This is a genomic window from Halonotius sp. F2-221B, assembly GCF_046719765.1.
Lineage (GTDB): Archaea > Halobacteriota > Halobacteria > Halobacteriales > Haloferacaceae > Halonotius.
In genome coordinates this window covers 74,206-100,455 of sequence record NZ_JABEBY010000011.1, presented here as the reverse complement: position 1 = coordinate 100,455, position 26,250 = coordinate 74,206, and the positions used below count along the sequence as shown (strand labels likewise).

Below are 26,250 nucleotides of genomic sequence, written 5' to 3'. Positions count from 1 at the left end.
GGCCAGTTCCCGCCGCCGTGAGTGGGACAATCAGTCAGCCGGTGTCGACTCGGCTGTAAGTGCCGGATGATCCTCCAAGACGGCGGTGGCGGCGTGTTCGCCGCTGAGCAGACACATCGGCATCCCGATCCCCGGTGCGGTGAACCCGCCGGTGTAGTACAGTCCGTCGACGCCGGTTCGGTGGCCCGGTCGGAACGGGCCGGTCTGCCACAGCGTGTGGGCCAAGCCGAGGGCGGTTCCCTGCGGGTCGCCAAACCGGTCGACGTAATCGCTGACGCAGGCGGTCTCCTCGACGACGATCCGATCACGGAGGTCGACGCCCGTGTTGGCGGCCAAGTCGGCAAGGATCTGGTCGCGGAACTGCGCCCGTCGCTCGGGCGTGTCATCTAATCCGGGTGCCAGTGGCACCAAGATGACGACCGCGTGGTGGCCGTCGGGAGCGACCGTCTCGTCGGTCACCGAGGGCACCGAGAGGTAGTACGCCGGCTCGTCGGGCCACCCCGGGTCGTCGAAGATATGTTCGAAGTGAGCGTCCCAGTCGGTCGGCAAGACGAGTGTATGGTGGGCCAGCGGCTCGATGTCGCCCTCGACGCCGAGATACAGCATAAACGCCGATGGGCCGTAGGTTCGGTCGTCCCAGTACCCGGGGTCGTGATCGCGGGCGGCCGGTGGCAACAACTCGCGTTCGGTGTAGGCCGGGTTGGCGTTGCTGACGACGACCTCGCTGTGGTCGGTGCCGCGGTCGGTCACGACGTTGAGGCCATCGCTGGCTGGGGTGATCCCCTCGACAGTCACCCCGGTTTCGATGTCGACACCCTGCTGGCGGGCCAGCGTCGCCAGCGCGTCGACGACGCCGGCGATCCCGCCGTCGGGATAGAACACGTTATAATTGAAATCGACGTGGGCCATGATGCTGTAGATCGCGGGCGTGTTGTGTGGCGCGCCACCGAGGAAGACGAGCGTATACTCCAAAAGCTGTCGGAGCTTTGGATGATCGAAGTATCGGGCGACGTAGTCGTCCATCGTCCCGAACAGCCGAAGCCGGGGAAGCATCGGCAACAACGCCGGATCGAGGTAATCTCGGAGTCGTTCACGACCAGCGTACAACACCCGCTCCATCGCCAACTCGTAGTTGGTCGCGGCGGTATCGAGATACCGATCGAGGGCCGCCCCCGCACCGTCCTCGTAGGACTCGAAGATCTCGTGAATATTCCCGCGGTTCGGCGCAACGTCGACGCTGTCGCCGTCCTTCCAGTGGACGCGATACTGTGGATCGAGTCGTTCGAGCCCGTAGTAGTCGCTCGGCTGCCGGTCGAACTGCCCAAAGAATCGTTCGAAGACATCGGGCATGAGATACCACGACGGCCCGGTGTCGAACCGGAAGCCATCGCGTTCGAGGACGCCAGCGTGCCCGCCGAGGTGGTCGTGTTGCTCGTAGAGTTGCACGTCAGCCCCGGCGTCGGCGAGAAACGTTGCCGCCGCGAGCCCGCCGAACCCGCCACCGACGACGGTCACCTGCTGTGACTGGCTTCTGCCCATATCTGATCGTAGGGCGGCACCCGTATTCGGCCAGCGGGCGTTCCCAGATCGCAGGATTGCGCGACCCGTTTTATATGTGAACAGCCCCCACAATCATGGTATGAGCGCGCTCAGTTCTCGGGCGATGAGCCGGCTGTCTCGCACGTCGGATGCACACCCATCGCTGCTGCTCTCACGGGCCGCGTTGGTGGTGGTCGCCGTCACGTTCGCGGCGCTGGCCGCCGCCGGGATATCGGTACCGATGGACGCCCAGATGGTCATCTATCTCGTGGGGATGATCGCGCTCAACCTCCCCCACGGCGGCTACGAGCACGTCGCCAACCTCCGGCGGCGACGGCCGGACTTTCGGTGGCGGTACGTCGCGGTGTATCTGGCAGCCGTTGGCGGCTTCCTCGGGCTGCTGTTGGTTTCGCCGGTTGCCGGGTTGGGCCTGGCGGTCACCGTCGCCATGGCGAAAGGCGGCCTCGGCGGGGTGAAGGTGCTCGATGCCACCAGCGGCACCGACCACCTACAGACGCGGGCCCAGCGGCTACTGGCGGCTGGCGTCCGCGGCGGCAGCGTCATGCTCGTGCCCATCGTCTTCTGGCCCGAGACGTTCCATTCCTTTAGCGCGCTCATGGTCGGGTTGGTCGAGCCGGGCGGACTCGCGCCGTATGCGGCGTATTTCGACGTGACACGACCGATCATCGCCGCGGGCTTCGGGCTGGCACTGGTCGCTCACATCGGGCTGGGCTATCTGCGGGGCGGCGGTCGCTCGTGGGTTGTCGATGCCGGTGAAACGCTGCTGTTGACGGCGTATTTTGCGGTCGTGCCGGTCGTCGTCGCCGTCGGGCTCTACTTCCCGCTGTGGTACTCCGCCCGGCAGGTCGCCCGCGCACAGACGGTGCGGGAGCCGCCGGTTGGCGACGACCGGTGGGATCTGCTTGGCGGCGACGATCCGACAACGACAGCGATCCGGGCATGGGGACTGCTCGTCGCGGGCGCGCTGGCGACAGTTGCCGTGTTGGCGGCCGTCTACTGGGCCGTGCCAAACCCGTTTGCGAACAGCACCCTGCTGTCCGGCGCGGTAGCGTTCTGGAGCATCTTTATCAGTATTATCGCGCTGCCACACATCGTCGTCGGCTCGCTGTGGGATCGGGAGCGTGGGATCTGGTATGTGCCCTGAGCGGTGACGGCCGCCGCGACCGCTCAGCGTTGATCACGGCCGAGTAGCAGGTATAACACCACCCCAAGCAGCGGGGCAAACAACACCACGAGCGCCCACAGGATCGCCGAGTGACTGCTGTTGTCGGCGGCGTCGCTGTACGTCCAGATGACGAGCGCGATCTGCACCACAAAGGTGAGCAGTGAGAACGCAAAGCCGATGAGCGCCAGTTCGAGTTGCAGCAGTATGGAGGGCAGCATGCCTGTAGATGTCAGGCACAGCGACAAGTGAGTTGTGACCGGACATCTCGGTGAACAGGTGGGAGCCTGTGGTCGAAACGCGCCGATAGGCTGTACTGACGCGACAGTAGCATCACCTGTCACGATCGAGCCATCCAACTCGTGAGGGTTTGTTCATGTGTCATACACCCATGGTATTCAGCAACACGCTTATTGCTGTCAAACACCAGACTGTGTATAGCTTCGAATGCGGGCCGAAACGACGATCTGCGTTGGTCCTCGCCGGGGTGCCGCTGCAAGCGAAGCAGGGCATGTGGTGACAGAAGCTGCTGTCCATCGCACCAACGGGTGGCCGGTGGTGCCGCAGGGTGGTCACCCACACATCGTCCGATCGCCACCGTCTTCGAACCACGCATAATGACAGACAGACACACACTCGACCAGCTCAGCGAAACGTATCAGGCGAGTATCCCCGACGATCTGCGGGAAGCCCGGTCGTTCTCGTGGTATCTCGACACGGTGTACGAAGACCCTCACGTCGCACGGAACGCCCACCAGCGTGTCGCCGATATGTTCGATCACTACGGCACGCAGTACAGCGAGGAAGACGGCCTCGTCGAGTACGCCCTCGCCGCCGAGGATCCGCTGCACGACGGCGAAAACGTCTTTTACGGCCGTGAGATCCACGAGGCGATCCACGAGTTCGTCAACAAGGTGAAATCCGGCGCGCGCGGGCTCGGCCCGGAGAAACGCATCAAGCTCCTGTTGGGGCCGGTTGGGTCGGGGAAATCACACTTCGATTGGCTCACCCGGCGGTACTTCGAGGCCTACACCCGCGAGGACGCCGGCCGGATGTACACCTTCCGGTGGACCGATCTCTGCTCGGTGATCGACGACCAGGATCCGGGCGATGACACCGTCCGCTCGCCGATGAATCAGGATCCACTGGTGTTGCTGCCGAACGAACAGCGGGCGGCGGTTATCGAGGATCTCAACGAGACACTCGACGCGCCGTACACGCTTCGCAACGACCAGCATCTCGACCCTGCCTCGGAGTTTTACATGGACGAGTTGCTGGCCCACTACGACGACGATCTGGAGGCCGTCCTCGACAACCACATCGAGGTGATCCGGCTGGTCGCCAGCGAGAACCGCCGGGAGTGCATCGAGACCTTCGAACCCAAAGACAAGAAAAACCAGGACGAAACCGAGCTCACCGGCGACACCAACTACGCGAAACTGGCCGTCTACGGCGAGTCAGATCCGCGAGCCTTCGATTACGCCGGCGCGTTCTGTAACGCCAACCGCGGGCTGTTCTCCGGTGAGGAGCTCCTCAAACTCCAGCGGGAGTTTCTCTATGATTTCCTGCACGCTTCACAGGAGGGGACAATCAAGCCGAAGAACAACCCCCGGATCGATATCGATCAGGTGATCGTCGGCCGGACGAACATGCCGGAGTACCGCGAAAAGACCGGCGACGAGAAGATGGAGGCGTTCAACGACCGCACCAAGCGGATCGACTACCCCTACGTCTTAGAGTACGACAGCGAGTCGAAGATCTACCGGAAGATGCTGCAGAACGCCGACGTGCCGAACGTCCACGTCGAGCCTCACACCCTGGAGATGGCCGGGCTCTTCGGCGTGCTGACCCGGCTTGAAGAACCGACCGACGAGACGGTCGACCTACTGGAGAAAGCGAAGGTCTACAACGGCGAACTCGAAGACGAGGAGGTCGACCGCCGGAAGCTCAGAGAGGACGCCGAGGAGTCAGCCGACATCGGCGAGGGGATGGAGGGTGTCTCCGCGCGGTTCATCGGCGACGAGATCGCCGAGGCGATCATGGACGCGACCCATCGGGATCGCTCCTACCTCTCGCCGCTGTCCGTCTTCGATCACTTCGAGGCGAATCTTGGCGGCCACGGCTCGATCGCGGCCGACGATCTCGACCGCTACAAGCGGCTGCTCGATACCGTCCGCGAGGAGTACCGCGAACGCGCCATCGAGGATGTGCGCCACGCCCTTGCGTACGATGTCGATGAACTTCGCCGCCAAGGCGAGAAGTACATGGATCACGTCATGGCCTACATCGACGACGCCACTGTCGACGACGAGCTGACCGGCCGGGAAACCGAACCCGACGAGACGTTCCTCCGGGCGGTCGAGGAACAGCTCGATATCCCCTCCGACCGCAAGGACGACTTCCGCCAGGAGGTCTCGAACTGGGTCTCCCGCCGGGCCCGGGAGGGACGGGATTTCGATCCACAGGACAACGACCGCCTGCGCCGCGCACTCGAACGGAAACTGTGGGAAGACAAGAAACACAACATCAATTTCTCCGCGCTCGTGTCGGCGACGGATCTCGACGAGGAGGAACGCGGCGCATGGGTCGACGCGCTCGTCGACCGCGGCTACTCCGAGGATGGGGCCGCCGAGGTCTTGGAGTACGCCGGCGCGGCCGTCGCCCGCTCGGAGATGGAGGATGGAGCTGACTGAGCGATGACAGACACCACAGACGGCGAGACGTTCCGGCGGGCGGCCGATGAGCGACTGCAACAGGCCTACGACTCGCCGATGAGCCTCGACGAGTACGTTGAGCGGGTGCTCACGAACCCGATCGCCGCCGCCTCCGGGCCACGGTATCTGCTTGCTGCAATCGAATCGCAGGGCACCCGCACAGTTGAGGAACGCGGCGAGGAGCTGGATCGCTACCGGTTTTTCGACGACCCGTTCAACGATGGCGAACACGCAGTGTTGGGAAACACCGCCGCGCTGAACGCCTTTGTCGACGACCTCCGGGCGGCCGCTGCGGGCCGCGGCAACGACGAAAAGATCGTCTGGATCGACGGGCCGACGGCGACCGGGAAATCCGAGTTCAAGCGGTGTCTGGTCAACGGGTTGCGGGAGTTCTCGAAGACCGACGCGGGCCGACGCTACACCGTCGAGTGGAACGTGACCGGCACCGCCGGCTCGACGCGCTCGCTGTCGTACGGCAGCGGCGGCGATGCCACCGCGTGGTACCGCAGCCCGGTGCAGGCGAACCCGCTGTCGGTGTTTCCGGCGGACATCCGCGCGGAGATTGCTGAATCGGTGGCCGACGAGACGGCCTACCCCATCGCCGCCGATGTCGATCTCGACCCGTTCAGCCGCGAGGCCTACGAGCATCTGGAGTCGACGTACCGCGAGGAGGGCCGCCGCGACCTCTTTTCGGCGGTGACCGACCGCGACCACCTCCGGGTGACGAGCTACGTTGTCGACATTGGCCAAGGGATCGGTGTGCTCCACGCCGAGGACGACGGCACCCCCAAGGAGCGCCTCGTCGGCTCGTGGATGAGCGGCATGCTGCGCGAACTCGATTCGCGGGGCCGAAAGAACCCACAGGCGTTCAGCTACGACGGCGTGCTCTCGCAGGGTAACGGCGTCGCCACCATCGTCGAGGACGCCAGCCAGCACGCCGACTTGCTGCAGCGACTGCTCAACGTGCCCGACGAGAATCGCGTCAAACTCGACAAGGGGATCGGGATGGATATCGACACCCAGCTGATCGTCGTCTCGAACCCGGATCTCGATGCCGAACTCGACCGCCACGCCGAGAAGGAGGGTGCCGACCCGCTGAAGGCACTGAAACGCCGGTTGACGCGCCACGAGTTCCGGTATCTGACCGACCGCGGGCTCGAAGCCGCCCTCCTTCGCCGTGAGGTCACCGGCCGAACCGGGGTGCCCGGTGCGGGGGGTGGCGAGGAAGCCGTCGAGACGGCCAACGGCGACAGACCGAGCGATCCCCACAGTGCGATCGGTGCCAGCACCGACCACGTTCGGGACGCCGTCCGAACGAGCGTGCGGGACGACGACGGCCGGACACGCCAGCGGGAACTCGCCCCGCATGCGATCGGCGCGGCCGCGCTGTATGCGGTCGTCACTCGGCTGGAAACCGACGATCTGCCCGCCGATATCGACCTGATCGAGAAGGCCCGGCTGTACGAGACGGGCGACCTCCGCCGCGGCGATGAGGTGATCACCGCCGACGAGATATCGTTCGACGGTGACGACGGCCGAACCGGGATTCCCGTCACCTACACGCGGGATGTCGTCGCCGATCTGCTAAGCGAGGACAGCGACCGCAGCCACCCCGAGTTACCCGTCGAGCAGGTCGTGACGCCACACGACGTGCTGGATGCGATGGTCGACCGGCTGGCCGACGCGCCGGTGTTTTCGCGGGCGGAGATCAAGGAGTTCGAGAGCCGCCACACCGCGGTCGCCGAGCGGGTTCGGGAGCAACAGCGGACCGATGTCGTCGACGCGGCACTGGCGGCCGAGACCGTTGGGCCCGAGACCGTCGCGGAGTACGTCGAACACGTCTACGCGTGGGATGCCGACGAGCCCGTCGCCACCGACCGCGGCCAGGAGTCGCCGGACGGACTGGTGATGAAGGTCTTCGAGACCGAAACCCTCGGCCGGTTCGACGAAAGTGACTACCGCGGCACGGAGCCGACCGAACCGGTCGCCGAGTTCCGCCGCGAGCAGGTGATCCGCGCGCTCACCCGGTATGCGTGGCGGAACCGCGGCGACGAGTTCAGCGTCGACGATGTCGAACTCAACGAGATTCCGGAGCTCCAGTCGGTACTGGAGACGAACGATCTCGCGGATCTAAAACGCCGGTTTCCGGAGCTTGATCCGGGTGAGTGGGCCGATCCGCCGGCTGACACCGAGACCGAGCGTGTGAAATCTGAGACGATCGACCGCATGGTCGACCAAGGGTACAGTCGCGCGTCGGCGGAGCTCACCAGCCGCGCCGTGATGCGGGAGGTCCGCGACGAGTGGGAGACGCTGTCGACCGACGGCGGCGAACCACCGGCGGAGCGCGACGGCGGTGGTGGCGACTCGGCCACCCTCGATGGAGGTGATCGCTGATGGGTCTGCCCGAAGACCGCGAACGGTTCCGCGATGTCGGCGAGGCCCGCCGGCAAGACCTCACTGAGTTCATCAGCCATGGCGATCTCGGCGGCTCCGGCCCGGATCAGGTGCGGATCCCGGTCAAGATCGTCGATCTGCCGGCCTTCGAGTACGACCAACGCGAGGTCGGCGGCGTCGGCCAAGGCGAGGACGGCCAGCCACAGCCCGGCCAGCCGGTCGATCCACAACCCGATGACGGCGACGAGGCCGGCGAGCCGGGCGAGGAGGGCGGCGACCACGAGTACTACGAGATGGATCCCGAGGAGTTCGCGAAGGAACTCGACGAGGAACTCGGCTTGGATCTCGAACCGAAGGGGAAACGCGTCGTCGAGGAGGTCGAGGGTGATTTCACCGACACCGCTCGAACCGGGCCGCAGGGGTCACTCGACGTTGATGAGTTCTTCAAACGCGGGCTGAAACGCCATCTCGCGACCGATTTCGACGAGTCGTATGTACGTGAGGGACTGTTCGTCGACGGCGCTGGTGTTGACGCAGTGTTCACCTGGGCTCGGGAGGCGTCAATTCCGGTCTCGCGGGCGTGGATCGCCGACGCCGCCCGCGAGATCGAAGCCGACCGCGGGGAGGCCATCGAGTCGGTCGCCCGCTGGGCTGACTTCGAGACGCTTGAGACCGAGGTCGATCGCGAGCCGACGAGCCAGCGGATTCGCCGCAAAGGGATCGACACCGTTCCCTTCCGCCGGGCCGACGAGCGGTTCCGCCATCCCGAAGTTATCGAACAGCACGAGCGGAACGTCGTCGTCGTCAACATCAGAGATGTCTCGGGGTCGATGCGGGAGACCAAGCGGGAACTCGTCGAGCGCGTGTTCACGCCGATGGACTGGTATCTGACCGGGAAGTACGACGCCGCCGAGTTTCACTACATCGTCCACGACGCCGAGGCCTGGGAGGTCGACCGCGAGGCGTTCTTCGGGATCCAGTCCGGCGGCGGCACCCGCATCTCCAGTGCCTACGGGCGCGTCGAGGAGGTGCTTGAGGAGTATCCCTACAGCGAGTGGAACCGGTACGTGTTTGCCGCCGGCGACTCCGAGAACGCCGGCGCCGACACCCAACAGCACGTGATCCCGCTGATGCGGTCGATCGACGCCAACCTCCACGCCTACGTCGAGACCCAGCCGGGCGGGACGACGAAGAACGCCCGCCATGCCGACGAGGTCGAACGCGCCCTCGGCGATGCCGACAACGTCGCCGTCGCCCGTGTCACCGGGCCCGACGACGTGACCGACGCGATCTACGAGATACTCAGCACGGAGGACACCGACTCATGAGAGACGACAGACTCGAAGCGAAACGCGCGGCCGAACAGCTGGACAAGCCGGCCGCCGAGGCCCGGAATCTCGCCGAACGGCTCGGCCTCGATCCGTACCCGGTTCGGTACTGGGTCGTCGACCACGACGAGATGAACGAACTCATCGCCTACGGCGGGTTTCAGCAGCGCTACCCGCACTGGCGGTGGGGGATGAACTACGAACGCCAGCGGAAGAAGGATCGCCACGGGCTCGGCAAGGCCTTCGAGATCGTCAACAACGACGATCCAAGCCACGCCTTTCTGCAGGAGTCGAACACAATGGCCGACCAGAAGGCCGTCATCACCCACGTCGAGGGCCACGCTGACTTCTTTGCCAACAACAACTGGTTCGGGCTCTACGCCGACCGCGGTGAGGATGGGCCGAACGCGGCCGCACGACTGGCGCGTAACGCCGACCGGCTCGCGGCGATCGGTCGGCGAGCCGATGTCGACCGCGAGGCAGTCGAGCGGTTGATCGACGCGGTTTCAGCCATCGAAGACACGATCGACCAGCACAGCCCGGTCAACGCCGCCCGCGATGGCGACGCGATCGAGCCAACGAGCGACGGCGACGACCCCAGAGAAGAACTGCAGGCAAAGATCGACGAACTCGATCTCTCCGCGGAGGTACAGGATGATGTCTTCGACGAGGAATGGCTCGACGCACAGGACGGCGGTGTCGAACCCGACAAACCACGACCCGACGTGCTCGCCTTCCTCCGGGATCACGGGAAGCGATACGATCCCGAGACGGGGAAGGCCGTCGACCGCGAGCCCTGGGAGACGACCGTTATCGACGCGATCCGCGAGGAGGTCTACTACTTTGCGGGCCAGAAGGTGACGAAGGTGATGAACGAGGGATGGGCAACATATTGGGAATCTATCATGATGGGCGGCGAGGGGTTTGCCGGCCCCGACGAGTTCCTCACCTACGCCGACCACATGGCGCGAGTACTCGGCTCGCCCGGGCTGAACCCCTACAAGCTCGGGTTCGAACTCTGGACACACGTCGAGCTACAGGCCGCCCGGCGGGATGTCGTCGACAAACTGCTCCGCGTCGACGGCATCACCCCCGAGAACTTCCACGCAGAGATCGATATCGACGAGGTCGTCGACACGCTGCAGCCACATCCAGCTATCGAGGGTGCCGGGCCCGCGATGCTCGACGAGCTTGCGGAGCTGGCCGCCGACGGCGACCCCCGGGTCGACGCCGAGATGGTCGACCGGGCGCTCTCCGTCCGCAAGGGCGATACCGACGCCGACGAGGGGCCGGATATCGAGACGTATCCGTGGAAGCTACTCACCGACGAGGGGCTGGCCGAGCGACACTACGTGCTGTCGCGGCCCCAGCACCGCACCGCCCTGCGGAACCTCTCGCGGTCGACGCTGGAGGAGCGAGCGCGCTACATGTTCGATGTCGACCGCTACGCGACCGTTTCCGACGCGCTAAGCGATGTCGACCGCACCGCCGGCTGGAGCCGGATGTACGCGGTGCGGGAGAGTCACAACGACGTGACGTTCCTCGACGAGTTTCTCACCGACGAGTTCGTCCGCGAGCGGAACTACTTCACCTACGAGTACAGTCAGGCCGGCGAGGAGTTCCGCGTCGCCAGCACCGACGCTGACGACGTGAAACGGAAACTGCTGTTGCAGTTCACCAACTTCGGCAAGCCGACGATCGTCGTCCTCGACGGGAACTTCAAGAACCGCGGCGAACTCCTGCTCGGCCACCAGTACAACGGCGTCGCACTCGACGAAGCGCAGGCGAAGGCGACACTGGAACGGGTGTTCGAACTCTGGGGCCGACCGGTGAACCTTGCGACGATTCGGACGGAATACAACGAAAAAGAACTCCGCAACGCCCGTCGCCGCAACAGCGAACCCGAGGGAACGGAGGTCGGCGTCCGACTGCAGTACGACGGCGGCGAGGTGACCGAACACGAACTAGCACCCGAGATCGCAGATCGCATCGCGGCCGACGATGTCGACTACGACACGAAGCCCGACGAGTGGCTGGCGTGACCAGCGAGTATGCAGTCACGCCCTCGATGTTGCGATCGGCGGCACCGCGCCTGAGGCCGGTGAGCAGCCTCCCGAGCCACCCGAATCAGTCCCGACTCGGACAGCGGATTGAGGATCGACTGGAGATCGAGAGAGCTACCGAGTCGATACGGGGTTGGCCTCGGCACTCGAACCCGGACGGTTTACGAGTACCATATTTTGAAAACACTGAAAACTGGTTCCGGTGAGAAGCCCCTCAGTTGACACAAATGCCGGGCTGAATACAAAGATTGTATCTTGAATAGTCCGTCTTGATAGAACGCGATTGTAGAGCTTCAAACAATAAAGCGACTGAAGCTCTATTCAGCCACTCAGTTCTCATATTCTTCAATAATGCACATGTGACCACCATCTTCCAATAGGGACAGCAAGAGAACTTGGTCGAACTGTGTCCCGTCCGTTCGTCGGCCGACAACTCGGCCACGCCATGTCTCTTTTTTTCGAAGCGCTGGGAAAATCTCTTCCTCAAACCGCTGTACCTGCTCGTCTGGATACCATTCCCACCAGTGAGTGCCGGCGAGATCGGCTTTCGAGGTATCGAATACGGAAGCGTAGGCGTCATTCAGTTGTACATACTCTCCATCAGCAGAAACAATCCCGACACCATCAGTGGCCACGTCAATGGCCTGTCGCCACCTCTCGCGCCGTTTGTCACTTTCATACTGCTTGACAGCATTCATAACGCGGTTTGTGAGTAATGTGTACTGGCTGCTTATTCGCTTTTTTTGGAAGTAATCTGTGACTCCTACAGAAATAGCGTCACTGGCCACGGTATCTATCTCTTTGCTGGTAAGAAGAATGAACGGGATTTTGGGATTGTTTTCACGGATTCTTTTTAGAAACTCAATCCCGTTCGTGTTAGGCATGTCGTAATCAGAGATAATACAATCAAGAGGACGATCACGAACCATCGCCAGTCCTTCCTTCGGGCTCGTTGCTGTTTCAACACTGAAACGGTCGTTTTCACGTTCGAGTAACTCGGCAGTCACGTCCAGAAAATTAGAGTCATCGTCAACATGGAGGATGCGGATCTCGTCTGGAGGCCAATTCATTGATCGGATCTTTCATTACTGCGTTCTACAGCGGTTTGAAAATTTGATACTTTGGCTACATTATCTGTGTCAATATACTTCGAAAAGTAATATATGTCTGTAAAAAGTGATAGGCAAATGTTAATTATCCAATTCATAAACGACAACCTCCCAGTTGGTGAGCCCCTCGTCATCATTGTTAGCAACCCAACTCCCCCGGAGATCGACATTGTTTTTTTCGGCTGCAACTAGTAGCTCAGCCAGTGCTGCATTGAATTCGGTTGATGTGGTGATCCTGTCAGTCCAAGGATTATTATTCATACCCGTATCGCCACCTCTGACCGCTGTCTCAACGCAGACCGACTCCCTCTAGATCGGTCTGTGTTACAAATGAATTCTCGCTCAACCGATACATCTCCCATCATGGTAGATAACAGCCCGCTAATGATATAGGAATTTCGAATAGCATGGTACACCATGCTCTTACTCTCATGTAGAGGCAAATGTACAGGTAGGACTTAACTGTGTTGTCTATTTATAGACAAGTATGAGTGTGATTGTTGAACTAGATATTCATTCGGTAGACTTTCAGCTCGGCCAGATTCTGTCTACGGAGGGAGGAGGAAAATTGAGTCTCAAGAGAATGGTTCCCCTCGGCGAGCAGCCAGTGCCATTTTTTTATATCTCTGAGTACGCCAGTGATTCGTTCGAAGCGGATGTTCGTAATCATCCGTCGGTCTCAGAGTTGTACGTGGTCAATACTCACAATGGCGAGACACTATATGGGCTTGATTGGAATATCAAGGATGATACATTTTTTGACACTCTACTCACGCTTGATGGACATATTTTGCGAGCGTCTAGTGAGAAGAATCAATGGATGTTTCAGATCCAGTTTCGAACTCATGAGGCCTTCTCAAGGTTCCAAGAAAGTTGTTTTGAGGGAGACATTCCAATTGACATCAAGCGGATCTATAATCCAACTAAACCCGATGCAGGCCCATGGTACGGACTGACACCGCCGCAACGCAAAACGCTGCAATATGCCGTCGAGAGGGGCTACTATTCGCTTCCACGACAGATCTCTACGCAAGAAATTGCTGATGAGTTTGGGATTTCGGATCAAGCAGTCTCCGAACGACTTAGACGGGCTATCACTACTCTTGTGACGAACACGCTTCTGCTTGCGGCCGACAAAGAGTGATCCATGGGATTACTTGCTGCTTGTCTCCAGACTGAGCTTATATGCAAGATACGCGCGCTGTATTCAGCACGGCCCCTGAGACAGATCACCTACTGAGGGTTTCAACAAAGCGCAAACTTGTATATTTTTCCGGACAGTACCAGTAAATCGGTGGCCTCGGCACTCATAGGGCTCGTCACCGGCGGGAGCCACCCCACCTCGGAGCGGTGTGATCGTCATCGGCCAGTGTCATCCACGCACGACACCGAAAAGACGGTTGCGCCTCGCCTGTCGTCGCAGCGCGTGGCAGTTGGTCACAATATTCATTGCCGGCAAATCCCTACAGTAGTTGCATGCGATCATCAGACAAGAAGGCGAAAACAGCGGCATCAATCGGCGCGTCGATCGGTGCCTCACTCGGCGGGAAGGCCGGCCCGTTCGGTGCCGGTATCGGCGGTGGCCTCGGCGGCGCAACCGGCTACATCGCCGGCGCGCTGACGCCGAGTTGTGGCTGTTGTGGCGGCAAAAAGAAACTCCTCCCCGACGGCGGCCAGCCCGCGGACGACCGCGCCCAGGAGAGCGACGACGGTGTATCAATTCCGGTGACTGAAGCCTGACGTTCCGGGCTCAGTTCTCGTCCAGCGCGAGCGACGCCAGCAGTGCCTCAAGCTGCACCTGCTCGTTGGCGCCCTCCGTAATCCGGTAGTCGGCCTCGCCGATCCGCTCCATCAGCCGAACGGCCGCGCGTTCGTCGAGGTCGAGATCCCACACCGACCGATGCAGTTGGTCGATGATGTCGCCGCCGGCCATCCCGGTGTCCGTCAGCAGGGTATCCAGCGTCGCTCGCGATTTGGCGAAATCGCCGTTGATCGCGTCGGAGACCATCGCCTCGATCTCCTCGGGCCGGGCCGTCGAGGTGATCATGTAGACGGCCTCCTCGTCGACGACCTCGCCTGTCGTCGCCGCCGCTTGCAGGCTGTTGATCGCCCGGCGCATGTCGCCGCCCGCCGCGTAGATCAGGGCCTCGCGGCCGTCGTCGGTAAGTTCGATCTCCTCGGCGGCGGCGATCTCGTCGATCTGGGCGGCGATGGCCTCATCCGACAGCGGCGAAAACCGGAAGACGGCACAGCGCGACTGGATCGGATCGATGATCTTCGAGGAGTAGTTACAGGAGAGAATGAAGCGGGTGTTGTCGGAGAACTGCTCCATCGTGCGGCGGAGTGCTGACTGGGCCGCGTCCGTGAGTGAGTCTGCCTCATCAAGAAAGATGATCCGGTAGTCGTAGCCGCCGAAGGAGGCCCGCGCGAAGTTCTTGATGCGGTCGCGTACCACGTCGATGCCGCGCTGGTCGGAGGCGTTGAGTTCGAGGAAGTTGCCCTGCCAGTCGTCGCCGTAGACCTGCCGGGCGATCGCGGTCGCGGCGGTCGTTTTGCCGATGCCCGCACCGCCGGAAAACAGCAGATGCGGCAGGTCGTGTTGGTCGATGTAGCTCTGGAGGCGTTCGACGATGTCATCCTGGCCCTTGATATCGTCGAGGGTCTGTGGACGGTATTTTTCGATCCAGATCTCCCGACCGGTGGCCCCCGCGGCGTCGGCGTCGCTCATACCTTGGCTGGCGGTCGGGAGGCTGATAAACGCCCCGAGACCGATCGGAACGCTCGGCTGCGGAGCCGACACGCTTTATGTGTCGACGGCTGTAGCCGAGGCATGGACGTGACCGTCGAGGTCGTCAGCGAGGCCACCCACGAGGTGAGCGTCGACGACGCGGCGACCTACGCCGACCTGCTGGCGGAGATCGGCTACAGCCCACAGGCGGTGTCGGTGCTCGTCGATGGCAGTCCAGTACCCGAAGATCAGCCTGTCGAGTGCGATGCGGTGCAGGTGGTTCGCCTGATCAAGGGCGGATAGCTATCCGGCTTGGTAAAGCCGGATCCCCCACCTCGGAACTGAGTATTTTTGTCGGTCGGGTCGCTACGACCGGTATGTACTCGACGCCGACCGATCTCTCTATCGAGCTCCCAAACGGGGGGCCCGGCCCAGATCCGCTCCGGGTCGACCAGGTCGATGCCGACTTTGTCGTCCTCCTGTTTCACCGCGATTTTCACTGTGGCAACTGCCAGACACAGGCCAGCGAGATCGCCGACCGCTACGAGGAGTTCCGCCAGCACGGCGCGATCGTCGTCTCGGTGCTACCAGAATCAAAACAGCGCGCCGCCGAGTGGGCCACCGAGTACGACCTCCCGTTTCCGGTGTTGGCCGATCCCGACAGCACGACCGCCGACCGCTTCGGCCAGCCCGTCCGGTTCGGGGTTCTCGGCAAACTCCACGATCTGATCGGTCGGATGCCGCTTGTGGTGATCATCGACCGCCGCGGCGAGGAACCGCGGCTGGTGTACTCCTACGTCGGCGACGCACCCGGCGATCGCCCGACCGTCGACAGCCTGCTGTTGGAGCTTGAACGGAACGGGTAGATGTCTGCCGAGCTGTCACTCCGCCGTGCGGGCCCCGACGACCGGCTTGCTGTCGTGCGGCTCTTCGACGCCGGGCTGTTGGAAACCGATCCCGATCGCCTGCGTCGACAGCTCGACGCCACGGCCGGGTTCGTGCTGCTGGGCACGATCGACGAACGGCCGGTCGGTGCGATCGCCGTCGATCTCGCGTCGGGCGACAATAGCGAAGAGGTCGACGACAACGAACGGGTCGACGACACCGAACCGGCGCGGATCACCGCTATCGCCGTTCGGCGACGACGACGCGACCGCGGGATCGGCCGACGGCTCATCGATGCGGCGGCCGACCGGGTCGCACCGCGACCGCTAACCGCCGTGTTCGATGAGCGCGTGCGACCGTTCTACCACGCCTGTGGCTTCGAGATCGAGCCCCACGAGGGGCGGCTCCGGGGCTGTCGGGGGCCGACCGCGGCTGGGCCGCCGGATTAGTCGCGGATCAGTCGTCCGTCTCATCGAACGGCGTGTGTGTCACCCGATAGCCGTCATCGGTTGGGTCGACGCGGTCGGCGGCGTACAGCCGGATCGACTGCTCCTGGCTGGTGCGAACTGCCGTGTCGTAGTGGGTGGCCTCGTAGTCAAACGTCTCGCCGGCCGCCCGCTCGTCGGCGACGAACTCCCGGTGGGCGGCCAGTCGGTCGCCGGTCACCCGGCGGGAAAGGGCGGGCACGTCGTCGATCCGTTCCGCGAAGACCGACGCGAAAGCGGGGTCAAGCTCGTAGCCGACGGAGTTGCGCCCGGCGACCGCCGCCGCCAGCCCGGTCGTTCCGGTGCCGAAAAACGGGTCGCAGACGGTGTCGCCGTAGACGCTGAACATGTTGATCAGCCGGTAGGGAAGCCCAAAGGGGAAGGCCCCGGAGCGATCTCTGAGGTCGTCGTTGTCGAGTGATTGGAGCGCGCCGCGAAGATCAGTCCACAGATCGGAAAACCAGCGGTTGCGCTCCTCCCAGAAGTAGGCGGCGTTGTACCGATGGTCGGCGTTCGGTTCGAAGGAGCGGCGGTCGCCCCCGTTGCGGAACGGCAGCACGTACTCGTGTTCGAGTGTGACGTAGGCGTTGGGCGGCACCATCCCGCTGCCCATGAACTTCGCCGCGGCGTTGGTCGGTTTGCGCCAGACGATCTCCGGAAGCGGCTCGAAGCCGAGGTCGGTGAGGGCGTCGATGATCCGGGCGTGGTTCTGGTAGACCTGAAAACTCCCCGCCACCGTTCGGGTCGCGTCGCCGATGTTGATACAGGCGATGCCGCCGTCGACGAGCACGCGGTCGAGTGCCGCCCAGACCGCGTCGAGCACCGCGTGCATACCCTCGAAGGCGGCCTCGCCGTCGCCGCCGTCAAGGTGGTCGCCGATCGCCGGATCGAGATCGGCGAAAAGCTCGTCCCACATCTCGATCATCGGGTACGGCGGGGAGGTAACGACGAGCTCGACACTGTTGTCGTCAAGACCGTCAAGCCCGCGGGCGTCGTCGATGACGACGCGGTGGAGGGTTTCCATGGTTCTACCACCCTCAGGGACAGCGGGGTAATAAATGACAGCCACAAGCTGAGTGCGGCATGTCTTTGGGCGTGGCTGTCGTGACGCAGGTATGGACGCACTCGAATCGGTCACGCCGGCGCGTGACACAGCAGCGGGGTGGCAGCCGTGACACGCAAAGACGAGTACTACAACCGCGCCAAACAGGAGGGCTACCGCACGCGGGCGGCCTACAAGCTCAAACAGCTCGATCGAGAGGCAGACCTCCTGAGCCATGGGGATCGGGTCGTCGACCTCGGCGCGGCCCCCGGTGGCTGGCTCCAGGTCGCCGCCGAGGCGGTCGGCGAAACCGGTACGGTCGTCGGCGTCGACTTCCAGCGAATTCGGGAGCTCGATCACGACAACGTCGAGACGATCAAAGGCGATATGACCGAGGAGCGAACCCAAGATCGGCTCACCGAGGTGATCGGTGAGGACGGCGCGGATCTCGTCATCTCGGATATGGCCCCGAACATGACCGGCGAGTACGATCTCGATCACGCCCGCTCGGTGCATCTCGCCCGACAGGCCTTCGCGGTCGCCGAAGAGATCCTGGCGACCGACGGCGATTTCGTGGCAAAGGTGTTCCAGGGCCAAGATCTTGAGGCGCTCCGCGAGGAGATCGAGGAGGCCTTCCAGTACGTCCGGACGATGAACCCCGAGGCCTCCCGGGATAGCTCCTCGGAGGTGTATCTCGTCGGCAAACATCGCCTGACCGCCCCCGTTGGCGTCGGCGACACCCGCGAGGTCAAGATCGTTGATATCGGCGAGGAAGGCGACGGCGTCGCCGAGATCGAGGGGTTCACCGTCTTCGTCTCGGGAGCGACGACCGGCGAGACGGTCGAGATACGGATCACGGACGTGAAACCGAACTTTGGGTTCGCCGAACGGGTCGACTGATCGGCGGGTGATTGCTGGACTGCGTCGACGACTGTGGGTATGCGAGCGATACACACCCCGGCTGTGATTGATGAGGTTTATGTATGGCCCCGGCGTGACTCGATATGCCGCGCTCGGTTGGTGTAGTCCGGCCAATCATCTTGGCCTTTCGAGCCGAGGACATGGGTTCAAATCCCATACCGAGCATAAAATTTTCCGGCGACGCATCTGCTTGTTAGTTTCAACTGCTCTGTTCCGACGATGTCGCAATACGATCTGTAACATATTCCAACGGTAGCTGGCAGATGTCTCAACGGTCGTCGGGCCACTACCAGCTTCCACGTCAGTCTTCACTGACAACGAGGGTGCCTAGCTCCGAGTTCACTGTTCGGCCGCGTTGCCGATCACGTCCGGAAGGTCGAACAGGCGTACATCCTCACGCGTGTCAGCAGCCTGTTTGAGATCATCAGTGTACCCCGACCGACTGAATACCACGTACAGCGGCTCTCCATCCGCTGGCCCTGCTGACCACCGCACATTCGAGGTTGTTCGTTCGAGATCAGTGAGGACACCTTCGCTCACGGGCTTGGCGGTGAACTTACACTCACTGGCAACAAGCCCCTCGTCGCTTAATCCAAGCACATCTACCTCGTGTTCTTTGAACCACCACTGGCCGACGTCCTGAAACTGCCGGTCAATCAGCCTCGGGAGCGCGCGCTGACAGAGTCGTTCGAACAGCGGACTCACGTAATCAGACAACTCCGGTTCGACGAGTGTCTGATACGCGTCGGCCTCTTGCATCAGAAGTTGATCCTGCTGTCCGTACACAAACCGGAACCAAAACCGGAACAACGGTGCGGCGATCCGATACCGACCTCGTTTCGACGCCGTTGGGGACTCCGTCACCGGGATATGGCGTTCGACGAGTCGGAGCCGCCGAAGTTTCTGTAGATACGTGCTGAGCGATCCGGACTCCACACCGGCCATGCCGGCGATCTCGTTCGGTGTTCGACGGCCGTGGGCGAGCGCGCGGAGAATACTGAAATACGTGTTTGGCTGTCGGAGTTCAGTTCGCAGTAAGAACTCTGGCTCTGAGTACAGTAGCCCACGCTCCGAGAGAATCGATTCCTGTACGTTGGCTTCCAGTGGCTGTTCGGGATCGATGGTCTGGAGATAGTACGGTGTCCCACCGTAGATCGACCACGCGGTAATGGCTGTTTCAGGGTCATACGACGGGAAGAACTGGCGCGCGTCGGCCACGGACAGCGGCTTGAGATCAATTGTCGCCGTGCGGCGACCATACAGTGGGGCACTGCCGGAGAGCACCTTCTCTTCCATGACGCTGATCGAGGAGCCAATGAGGACGACCGTCATTTCGGTGTCCTGTAACGTCAGATCCCAGACGCGCTGGAGGCGGGAGGGAAGTGAGTCATCCTCCTCAATGAGGAAGGGAAACTCGTCAATAACGATAACCGCGTCTTGGTCTCCCAGTGCTTCGAGCAGGGCCTCCCAATCGCGGCGGATGTTTGCGATCGACGGGAACTGTGTGGCGGCCGTCTCTGCAAACTGTTCAAGCTGGTTCTGTGCCGTTGACTCGACAGCCTGGTAGTAGACCGCATCATCTCGGTCGGCGATAGACTGCCGGACGAGTTCGCTTTTCCCAAGACGGCGACGCCCATACAAGACGACAAACTCCGCCCTCTCGGCGTCATAACAGTCCGTAAGTTGGTTGAGTTCGGCTGTGCGATCAACGAAGTTTCCCATACGAACTGACACTCGCTCGTTTGACATAGATATTGCGAAAATAGAAAACACGATTTCAGAAATCGTGTTTTCTGTTACACGGTGACTGATGTGAGTCGACTATCGAGCATTGATTCCCAGCGAATGAGAGCCCGGGCGGCGGCTTAACCCATGGCGTAACAAAGAATGCGCTATGAACGAGCCAGCGACGGCAGGCAACGATGGGTGGGATAGCTCGGCGTGTGCCGGCTCACCGTACTGTCAGCCTCGCTGTCCGCGGTTCGTAGATAAGACGGGGAAGGCGTGGACGCTTCGGCCGGCTGGGGAAACCGACACCGACCGCCTCGTCGAACTGTATGATGCCTTCGGGCCGGCTGACCGGTCGATGGGGATTCCGCCCGCGGTCGATCATCGACGCCGATCGTGGATCGAGACACTGCTTGCAGAGGGGTACAATATCGTCGCCGAGGACAGCGACCGGCTGGGTGGCCACGTCGCCTACACGCCGGCCGAGGCCGACCGGCCCGAGCTGGCGGTGTTCGTCCATCCGGCGCTGCAGGATCGCGGGATCGGCACCGAACTCTGTGCCCAAGCGGCTGCCGCCGCAGTCGAGACCGGGCGGACGGCACTTGAACTCCATGTTGACCAACGCAACCGGGCGGCGGTTGCCGTCTACCGTCGGCTGGGCTTCGAGGTTGTTGACGCCGATCACACCCTGGAGATGGCCTTGGAGTTAGACGAGTCGGTTGCAGCGAACGTCTGTGCGCCACCGGCCGATCGCTCGTAGCCATCACCCGCTGTGTGGCCGTTCGCTCCTGCTGTCTGTGAGTGGTGTCGCTGACCAACACGGTACTGTGTCGACATCGGTGGCCGAGAGGCTGGACACCGCCTGCAGCGTTCCGTGTCGCCAGCGACATGAAGGCGCCCATGAGCACGCCCGCAGCGAGCCTTCGGGGTTACACCCGAGGCGTAGCGCGTCGGGCCGATCGGTCGCTCCGAGCTATCACCTCTCATGGGGGATTTACATAGCTCCGGCTCATTCGTTCGGGTGCAATGGCAAACGGTACGGTTGACTTCTTCAACGACACTGGCGGCTACGGCTTCATTGATACTGACGATGCTGACGACGACGTGTTCTTCCACATGGAAGACGTTGGTGGCCCGGATCTCGAAGAGGGCCAGGACGTCGAGTTTGACATCGAAGAGTCCCCGAAGGGTCCGCGAGCGACGAACCTCGAGCGCCTGTAAGGGAGCCCCCATCGAGCGGTAACGAGCGTCGCGGCATCGACGCGATCCGATTTTCCGGATCTCTCACAGGTATAGCGGTGCGATCGCCGGGAATGGCGTCAGGTTGATACCCCCGGAAACCGAACTATCGGTACCGAATGCGGCGTGAACATTTCGACCTCGACGTGCGAAACCTCGATTGGGTGGACGCTGACGGCGAGCCCGAACAGCCGGTCGCGCGGATCGACTTCTCCGGGCCGGCCGAGGAGCTGATCGACCGATTGACCGGTGTCGATGGGACGGCCCTCGACAGCGAGGCGATCGATGTCGCCTTCCGGCTCCGAGACCCCTTCGACGACGCTGACGAAACCACCGGCGTCGTCGGCGTCACCAACCGACTGACCGGCGAGTTCATCTTCGAGACCAACGAGGACGCCGAGGATGTCTTTGAGTTTATCCATGCGGCCCGGGAGTACGGCAAATCAACGGAGGCGACCGACGACCGCTACCGGATCCGGCTCTCGCTTGCCGACGGGAAGACGATGACCTACGACAAGGGAACCTTCCTCGTCTACGACGACGAGGGCGAGCTCCTGCGGAGTCAGAGTCTGATCCCCTCCGGCGTCGAGCTGTAGGGACAAACCAATAAACAGTTAGCGGGCTCGCCCCTACGATCGGCTGTGCGAAACGTCACCGACCGGACGAGCAATCCGTTTGATCTTGATCCGCCCTGCGAGCAGTTTGTCCCCGGCTACGGCGATGCGAACGCTGATTTTCACGTGATCGGCGACCATCCAGGGAGCCACGGCGGAGTCGACACCGGCGTTCCGTTTACCGAAACGGCACGCTCCGAAGCCCTCCAATCGGTGTTGGAGGCCAGCGGGCTGCTTGCGACGACCGGTGATCGACCGACCGTCAACGCGACGTATCTCTCCTATCTCAATCTCTGTGTCCCCCCGGCCGACCGCGAGCCGACCGACCGCGAGTACACCGAGATGGAGCCGTTCTTCGACGCCGAGCTTCGCGCAATCGCGGCGCACGTACTGTTGCCTGTTGGCGAACGGGCAACCCGCCATGTCTTCGAAACCTGTACCGCCCGCCCGTGGACGCCGGCGACCGAGATGGCCGACCTCCACGCCACAGAGATCCGCGGCAGCGGCTGGCTCGTGGTGCCGATCGCCGACCCCGCCGACTGGGGCCCCGACGACGCCGCGGCGTTGGAGAGCGCACTGGAGCGGCTGCAGGCGACAGACTTCCGCCGGGAGAGCGATCTCGGCCGGTTTATCGCCGGCAGCGATCCCTACTACGTGCGGTAGTCAGCGGACGAACGGTCGTTGTCGGGGCAGCAAATACAATGATCGACGATATATACGGTATTTGGTTTGTTTTCAGATAGAGTTGCGCACCCAACTGGCGAAATTTATCCCGTCAAAAGCTTTTTTGCGCCCATCCGTACAATCATCGTTCGGCGAACTGGCGTTGGCGCGTCAGTGTCGCCGACACGCTGTGGACTAGTGCTCCCACAGTGGCTTGGTCAGTCAGACGGCCCCTCCCGGGCCGTTTTTACCGGGTCGCTGGTGGGGGTGGTATCGATGAACCACCCTGGCAGGGTTGGTATCGACGAACCACGCCGGTGAGGGTGGGTGCCGACAACCCGCAGCCGATCGTCCGCTCGGCGCGAGAGGTGCTCGTTTTCGACAACGAAAGGGTAAAACGGCGACCGCTCAAACGACGCCCATGGAACTGCGTGTTATCGAGAAAACCGACACGGAGCTGCGGATCGAGATCGCCGGCGAGGGCCATACATTCATGAACGTCCTGAAGGGCGAACTCCTTGAGACCGAGGGCGTCGCCGCGGCGACCTACAACATGAACCCCGAACAGTCCGGCGGCCAGACCGAACCCGTGCTGTCGATCACGACCGAGGAGGACCGCGACCCACTGGACGCCTTGGCCGACGGCGCGACCGCGGTTCGGGAGACGACCGACGCGTTCAAAGACGCCTTCGAGGCGGCGGCGTAACAGAAATTACTGCCGGATTGGAAGTCCCTTGTCGGCGAGATACGCCTTTGTATCGGCGATACTGTACTCGTCGAAGTGGAAGATCGACGCCGCCAGCCCGGCGTCCGCGCCGGCCTCAACGAAGACCTCCTCCATATCCTCCGGGCCACCACAGCCAGAGGAGGCGATCACCGGCGTCGAGACGTTGTCACAGACAGCCTTCGTCAGCGGGATATCGTAGCCATCCTTCGTGCCGTCGGCGTCGATGGAGTTGACGAATAGCTCGCCCGCACCGCGCTGTTCGGCCTCTTTCGCCCATGAGATCACATCGCGGCCGGTACCCTCGCGGCCACCTTTGACGGTGCATTCAAACCAGACTTCCTCGCCGTCGACGGTGACGTAGTGCTCGCCCTCGTCGTCGGAGCGGCGGCGGGCGTCGACGGAGATGACGATACACTGGCTGCCGAAGGCCTCCGCGCCCTCGGTGATGAGTTCCGGGCGTTCCAGCGCGCCGGTGTTGATCGAGACCTTATCCGCGCCAGCGCGGAGCGTTTCCTTGATGTCGTCTTTGGTTCGAATGCCGCCGCCGACAGTGAGGGGGATGAAACACTCGTCGGCGACCGCCGAGACCGTTTCGAGCATGGTTTCCCGACCCTCGGCGGAGGCGGTGATATCGAGGAAGACGAACTCGTCGGCCCCGGATTCGTTGTAGGCCTTGGCCATCTCGACGGGGTCGCCGGTGTATTTGAGATCCTCGAAGTTAACCCCGGTGTAGACCGCGGCGTTGCCGTCCTCATCGAGGTCGACATCGATACAGGGAATGATTCGTTTTGTCAGCATCTGATATCTGTCTGTACACAACTCCGGGGTTTCACCGTTTCGACCGGTCAGCGATTCGCCCCATCTGCGCGGAGATCGCGTCCATGGTTGTCACAATACTGTCGGGCGAACCGCTGCCAGTTCGCTTTGAGATACGCCTCGGCGTCAACCCAGTCGTCGATCCCCGTATCGAACTGCTTGATATCGGCACCCAGTTCGCGGTAGTAGCGGTCGATATGGATCCGGCCCGCGTCGTGCGGTGCGGTGTCGACCTTCGCTACTTCGATACGGCGTCCGTCTCGGCGTCGAAAAAAGAGGATCACCGCAAACGATTCGACGGTGTTGAGACTGGGGTCGGCACGAACACCGATACTGAACACGCGTCCCCGAATCTTCGGTATCAGATTGTAGCTGTAGGCGAACTCCGAGTACGACATCGGTTCCACCGATTCCCCACGAACTCTGCGCTGGATGGCTGATAAAGCTCCGCCCGATACCGCGCAGCAGCGGCCAGAGCGATTCACACGAAGGTTTATGCAATTGAGGTTGCAACTCAATAGTACGAGGAACAACAATGGCACAGCGAACCCCCGAGTTCCAACCGAGCGACGAGGAACGGGTCGAGCGTCGATCCACGATGGCCCGCGCGCTCGCACGCGGCGGGATGGAGGGCGCACACGTCATCAGCATCGAAACAGCCCGCGAGGTGTTGACGCCAAAGCGGTTCGAGATCATCGACTATCTCCGCGATGGCGACGCTGTCGACTCGGTCAAATCGCTGGCCGATCGGCTCAACCGCGATCACGGACAGGTGAGCCGCGACCTAGGTGTTCTCGCTGAACACGGGATTATCGAGTACGACACGGCTGGTCGGGCCAAACAGCCGAAACTGGCTGCGGAGCATCTGGTTGTCGAGCCGCTCGTCTGACCCACGCGGCAGAATCGGTTGTCTGAACTGCTACCCAAAATCGCCCGCTCGCGTCAGTCCTCGCGGTTGTGGAACGCCGCGGCCGCCAGCAGCGGGAACACCAGCGTCGCCTCGGCTTCGATCTGGGTGTAGTTGGTCTCCTGTTCTTTGATCTTCCCCCAGGAGACGGCTTCGTCCGGCGGCGCGCCTGACAGCGAGCCGTCGCCCTCCATGCCCGTCGAGATGTAGACCACGTAGTCCGCGCCGCCGCGGAAGAGGTTCGTCATGATCGCGTGGTGTTTCGGGACGCCGTCGCCGACGGCGATCAGGCCGGTCGTATCGGCCAGCAGCCCCTGTTCGATGAGCTTGTCGTAGTCGTCGAGGATCTCGATGCCGATGTCGACATCGTTGGCCTGCCGGTAGTAGTAGAGGAAGTTGCCAACCTCGGCGTCGGTCAGGGCGGGACAGTAGACCGGCACGTCGTGGTCGGCGGCCTGTTTCAACACCGAATCCTCGTCGTCGAGCCGCTCGCCCAGCTCGCGGGCGAACGCGGTCGGCGTGCGCACCTGCTCGTCGGCGAAGAAGTCATCGAAGAAGTCATACAGGTACTGTTCGAGCCAGACGTAGCGATCCGAGGGGACGTAGAGGTTGCCCAGGCGGTTGATCCCCTGTTCGCGGAGTTCCGCCTCGTCGGCCTCCCACTCGCCCATCTTGAACGGGCGGGCACTCTTGATCACGTCCTCGGTCAGCGAGCCGGAGGTCGTGATCAGCACGTCGACGTAGCCCTCGCGGATCAGCGAGGCGACGACCTCCCGCAGCCCCGAGGAGATGATGTTGGAGGTGCAGGTGAGATAGATCGTGGCGTCGTCGTCCTGCATCTTTTTGCTGATCTCGATGCCCTCCGCAAGGTGGGTTGCCTGAAAGCCGGTCGTCGCGTAGCTGTCGAGTAGGTCGTCGAAATCGAACTCGCCGCGGAAATCGTAGCCCCGCACGTCCTCGGTGTCGGGCTCGTTGTCGCTGCCCGGCACGACGTGGTCGTGGGTTTCCTCCGGTGTGTCGTTGCTCATGGAGGAGCGTTGGGCTACGGGGGTTTGAACGAATCGGGTTCGGTCTATAATAACTCAATATAAAAACCGATAAACTTGTGAAATTAAGATGTATGTATATTTTGTGAGTTCTATATCGCCGTATAAATTGTAGACTG

27 protein-coding genes and 1 tRNA gene are annotated in these 26,250 nt (G+C 62.2%); 18 read left to right on the top strand and 10 right to left on the bottom strand.

Going from position 1 to position 26,250, the window contains the following annotated elements:
- Window positions 1–30 precede the first annotated feature (30 nt).
- Window positions 31–1,539 (bottom strand): phytoene desaturase family protein, encoded by a 1,509-nt coding sequence (locus HKK80_RS09700; RefSeq protein ID WP_411799396.1) that lies wholly within the window; start codon window positions 1,537–1,539, stop codon window positions 31–33.
- A gap of 100 nt (window positions 1,540–1,639) precedes the next feature.
- On the opposite strand from HKK80_RS09700, the gene HKK80_RS09695 reads away from it, so the two are divergent.
- Window positions 1,640–2,704 carry a Brp/Blh family beta-carotene 15,15'-dioxygenase gene (locus HKK80_RS09695; protein ID WP_411799395.1) on the top strand — a complete coding sequence of 355 codons (1,065 nt, stop codon included), beginning with the start codon at window positions 1,640–1,642 and terminating at the stop codon, window positions 2,702–2,704.
- Window positions 2,705–2,727: 23 nt separating this feature from the next.
- Here HKK80_RS09695 and HKK80_RS09690 read toward each other — a convergent pair whose 3' ends face one another.
- Window positions 2,728–2,943, bottom strand: a complete 216-nt coding sequence (locus tag HKK80_RS09690) for a PLDc N-terminal domain-containing protein (RefSeq protein WP_411799394.1) — start codon at window positions 2,941–2,943, stop codon at window positions 2,728–2,730.
- Window positions 2,944–3,339: 396 nt separating this feature from the next.
- Here HKK80_RS09690 and HKK80_RS09685 point away from each other — a divergent pair, with 396 nt between their 5' ends.
- From HKK80_RS09685 to HKK80_RS09670, 4 genes are read left to right on the top strand one after another with little or no spacing between them, the layout of a single operon-like run.
- Window positions 3,340–5,415: a PrkA family serine protein kinase gene (locus HKK80_RS09685; RefSeq protein WP_411799393.1), complete on the top strand. Its 2,076-nt coding sequence runs from the start codon at window positions 3,340–3,342 to the stop codon at window positions 5,413–5,415.
- 3 nt (window positions 5,416–5,418) lie between these two features.
- Window positions 5,419–7,830 (top strand): PrkA family serine protein kinase, encoded by a 2,412-nt coding sequence (locus tag HKK80_RS09680; RefSeq protein ID WP_411799392.1) that lies wholly within the window; start codon window positions 5,419–5,421, stop codon window positions 7,828–7,830.
- On the top strand, window positions 7,830–9,158 hold the full coding sequence (locus HKK80_RS09675; RefSeq protein WP_411799391.1) for a DUF444 family protein: 1,329 nt from the start codon (window positions 7,830–7,832) through the stop codon (window positions 9,156–9,158). Before HKK80_RS09680 ends, HKK80_RS09675 begins: the two co-directional genes overlap by 1 nt.
- Window positions 9,155–11,200, top strand: coding sequence for a SpoVR family protein (locus HKK80_RS09670; RefSeq protein WP_411799390.1), 2,046 nt, complete (start codon window positions 9,155–9,157; stop codon window positions 11,198–11,200). The genes HKK80_RS09675 and HKK80_RS09670 overlap by 4 nt, the downstream gene beginning before the upstream one ends.
- A 350-nt stretch (window positions 11,201–11,550) precedes the next feature.
- On the opposite strand, the gene HKK80_RS09665 is transcribed toward HKK80_RS09670, so the two are convergent.
- Together HKK80_RS09665 and HKK80_RS09660 are read right to left on the bottom strand one after the other, a co-directional pair.
- The gene (locus tag HKK80_RS09665; protein ID WP_411799389.1) at window positions 11,551–12,291 is read right to left on the bottom strand and encodes a response regulator; all 741 of its coding nucleotides are present in this window, start codon (window positions 12,289–12,291) and stop codon (window positions 11,551–11,553) included.
- Between the two features lie 120 nt (window positions 12,292–12,411).
- Window positions 12,412–12,591, bottom strand: a complete 180-nt coding sequence (locus tag HKK80_RS09660) for a hypothetical protein (RefSeq protein WP_411799388.1) — start codon at window positions 12,589–12,591, stop codon at window positions 12,412–12,414.
- Between the two features lie 226 nt (window positions 12,592–12,817).
- On the opposite strand from HKK80_RS09660, the gene HKK80_RS09655 reads away from it, so the two are divergent.
- Together HKK80_RS09655 and HKK80_RS09650 are read left to right on the top strand one after the other, a co-directional pair.
- Entirely contained in the window at window positions 12,818–13,474 is a 657-nt protein-coding gene (locus HKK80_RS09655; protein WP_411799387.1) for a helix-turn-helix domain-containing protein, read from the top strand.
- A 332-nt stretch (window positions 13,475–13,806) separates the two neighbouring features.
- Complete coding sequence (locus HKK80_RS09650; RefSeq protein ID WP_411799386.1) at window positions 13,807–14,070, top strand: hypothetical protein; 264 nt, start codon at window positions 13,807–13,809, stop codon at window positions 14,068–14,070.
- 10 nt (window positions 14,071–14,080) lie between these two features.
- Here the strand turns inward: HKK80_RS09650 and HKK80_RS09645 are convergent, their stop codons facing one another.
- Window positions 14,081–15,058 (bottom strand): replication factor C small subunit, encoded by a 978-nt coding sequence (locus HKK80_RS09645; RefSeq protein WP_411799385.1) that lies wholly within the window; start codon window positions 15,056–15,058, stop codon window positions 14,081–14,083.
- A gap of 102 nt (window positions 15,059–15,160) precedes the next feature.
- On the opposite strand from HKK80_RS09645, the gene samp2 reads away from it, so the two are divergent.
- From samp2 to HKK80_RS09630, 3 genes are all read left to right on the top strand, one after another.
- The gene (samp2, locus tag HKK80_RS09640) at window positions 15,161–15,361 is read left to right on the top strand and encodes a ubiquitin-like small modifier protein SAMP2 (protein ID WP_411799384.1); all 201 of its coding nucleotides are present in this window, start codon (window positions 15,161–15,163) and stop codon (window positions 15,359–15,361) included.
- Window positions 15,362–15,435: 74 nt separating this feature from the next.
- Window positions 15,436–15,924, top strand: coding sequence for a peroxiredoxin family protein (locus HKK80_RS09635; protein WP_411799383.1), 489 nt, complete (start codon window positions 15,436–15,438; stop codon window positions 15,922–15,924).
- Window positions 15,925–16,392, top strand: a complete 468-nt coding sequence (locus HKK80_RS09630; RefSeq protein ID WP_411799382.1) for a GNAT family N-acetyltransferase — start codon at window positions 15,925–15,927, stop codon at window positions 16,390–16,392.
- A gap of 7 nt (window positions 16,393–16,399) precedes the next feature.
- On the opposite strand, the gene HKK80_RS09625 is transcribed toward HKK80_RS09630, so the two are convergent.
- Window positions 16,400–17,452: a DNA-methyltransferase gene (locus tag HKK80_RS09625; protein ID WP_411799381.1), complete on the bottom strand. Its 1,053-nt coding sequence runs from the start codon at window positions 17,450–17,452 to the stop codon at window positions 16,400–16,402.
- A gap of 147 nt (window positions 17,453–17,599) precedes the next feature.
- On the opposite strand from HKK80_RS09625, the gene HKK80_RS09620 reads away from it, so the two are divergent.
- Together HKK80_RS09620 and HKK80_RS09615 are read left to right on the top strand one after the other, a co-directional pair.
- On the top strand, window positions 17,600–18,370 hold the full coding sequence (locus HKK80_RS09620; protein ID WP_411799380.1) for a 23S rRNA (uridine(2552)-2'-O)-methyltransferase: 771 nt from the start codon (window positions 17,600–17,602) through the stop codon (window positions 18,368–18,370).
- Window positions 18,371–18,481: 111 nt separating this feature from the next.
- Window positions 18,482–18,556: transfer RNA gene (locus tag HKK80_RS09615), tRNA-Glu, on the top strand.
- A 174-nt stretch (window positions 18,557–18,730) separates the two neighbouring features.
- Here the strand turns inward: HKK80_RS09615 and HKK80_RS09610 are convergent.
- The gene (locus tag HKK80_RS09610) at window positions 18,731–20,113 is read right to left on the bottom strand and encodes an ATP-binding protein (RefSeq protein ID WP_411799379.1); all 1,383 of its coding nucleotides are present in this window, start codon (window positions 20,111–20,113) and stop codon (window positions 18,731–18,733) included.
- A 172-nt stretch (window positions 20,114–20,285) separates the two neighbouring features.
- Between HKK80_RS09610 and HKK80_RS09605 the strand changes: the two genes are divergently transcribed.
- The 5 genes from HKK80_RS09605 to HKK80_RS09585 all read left to right on the top strand — a co-directional run bounded on the left by HKK80_RS09605 (window position 20,286) and on the right by HKK80_RS09585 (window position 23,341).
- Window positions 20,286–20,879 carry an N-acetyltransferase family protein gene (locus HKK80_RS09605; RefSeq protein ID WP_411799378.1) on the top strand — a complete coding sequence of 198 codons (594 nt, stop codon included), beginning with the start codon at window positions 20,286–20,288 and terminating at the stop codon, window positions 20,877–20,879.
- Between the two features lie 266 nt (window positions 20,880–21,145).
- The gene (locus HKK80_RS09600) at window positions 21,146–21,340 is read left to right on the top strand and encodes a cold-shock protein (RefSeq protein WP_120084710.1); all 195 of its coding nucleotides are present in this window, start codon (window positions 21,146–21,148) and stop codon (window positions 21,338–21,340) included.
- A 137-nt stretch (window positions 21,341–21,477) separates the two neighbouring features.
- Complete coding sequence (locus HKK80_RS09595; RefSeq protein WP_411799377.1) at window positions 21,478–21,954, top strand: DUF5793 family protein; 477 nt, start codon at window positions 21,478–21,480, stop codon at window positions 21,952–21,954.
- A 45-nt stretch (window positions 21,955–21,999) separates the two neighbouring features.
- Window positions 22,000–22,635 carry a uracil-DNA glycosylase family protein gene (locus HKK80_RS09590; protein ID WP_411799376.1) on the top strand — a complete coding sequence of 212 codons (636 nt, stop codon included), beginning with the start codon at window positions 22,000–22,002 and terminating at the stop codon, window positions 22,633–22,635.
- A gap of 421 nt (window positions 22,636–23,056) precedes the next feature.
- On the top strand, window positions 23,057–23,341 hold the full coding sequence (locus HKK80_RS09585) for a DNA-directed RNA polymerase subunit L (RefSeq protein WP_411799375.1): 285 nt from the start codon (window positions 23,057–23,059) through the stop codon (window positions 23,339–23,341).
- Window positions 23,342–23,347: 6 nt separating this feature from the next.
- Here HKK80_RS09585 and hisF read toward each other — a convergent pair whose 3' ends face one another.
- Together hisF and HKK80_RS09575 are read right to left on the bottom strand one after the other, a co-directional pair.
- Complete coding sequence (gene hisF, locus HKK80_RS09580; RefSeq protein WP_411799374.1) at window positions 23,348–24,160, bottom strand: imidazole glycerol phosphate synthase subunit HisF; 813 nt, start codon at window positions 24,158–24,160, stop codon at window positions 23,348–23,350.
- Window positions 24,161–24,207: 47 nt separating this feature from the next.
- On the bottom strand, window positions 24,208–24,585 hold the full coding sequence (locus HKK80_RS09575; protein ID WP_411799373.1) for a hypothetical protein: 378 nt from the start codon (window positions 24,583–24,585) through the stop codon (window positions 24,208–24,210).
- A gap of 128 nt (window positions 24,586–24,713) precedes the next feature.
- Between HKK80_RS09575 and HKK80_RS09570 the strand changes: the two genes are divergently transcribed.
- The gene (locus HKK80_RS09570; protein WP_411799372.1) at window positions 24,714–25,067 is read left to right on the top strand and encodes a helix-turn-helix domain-containing protein; all 354 of its coding nucleotides are present in this window, start codon (window positions 24,714–24,716) and stop codon (window positions 25,065–25,067) included.
- A gap of 53 nt (window positions 25,068–25,120) precedes the next feature.
- Here the strand turns inward: HKK80_RS09570 and HKK80_RS09565 are convergent, their stop codons facing one another.
- Entirely contained in the window at window positions 25,121–26,113 is a 993-nt protein-coding gene (locus HKK80_RS09565; protein WP_411799371.1) for a deoxyhypusine synthase, read from the bottom strand.
- Between the last annotated feature and the right edge of the window lie 137 nt (window positions 26,114–26,250).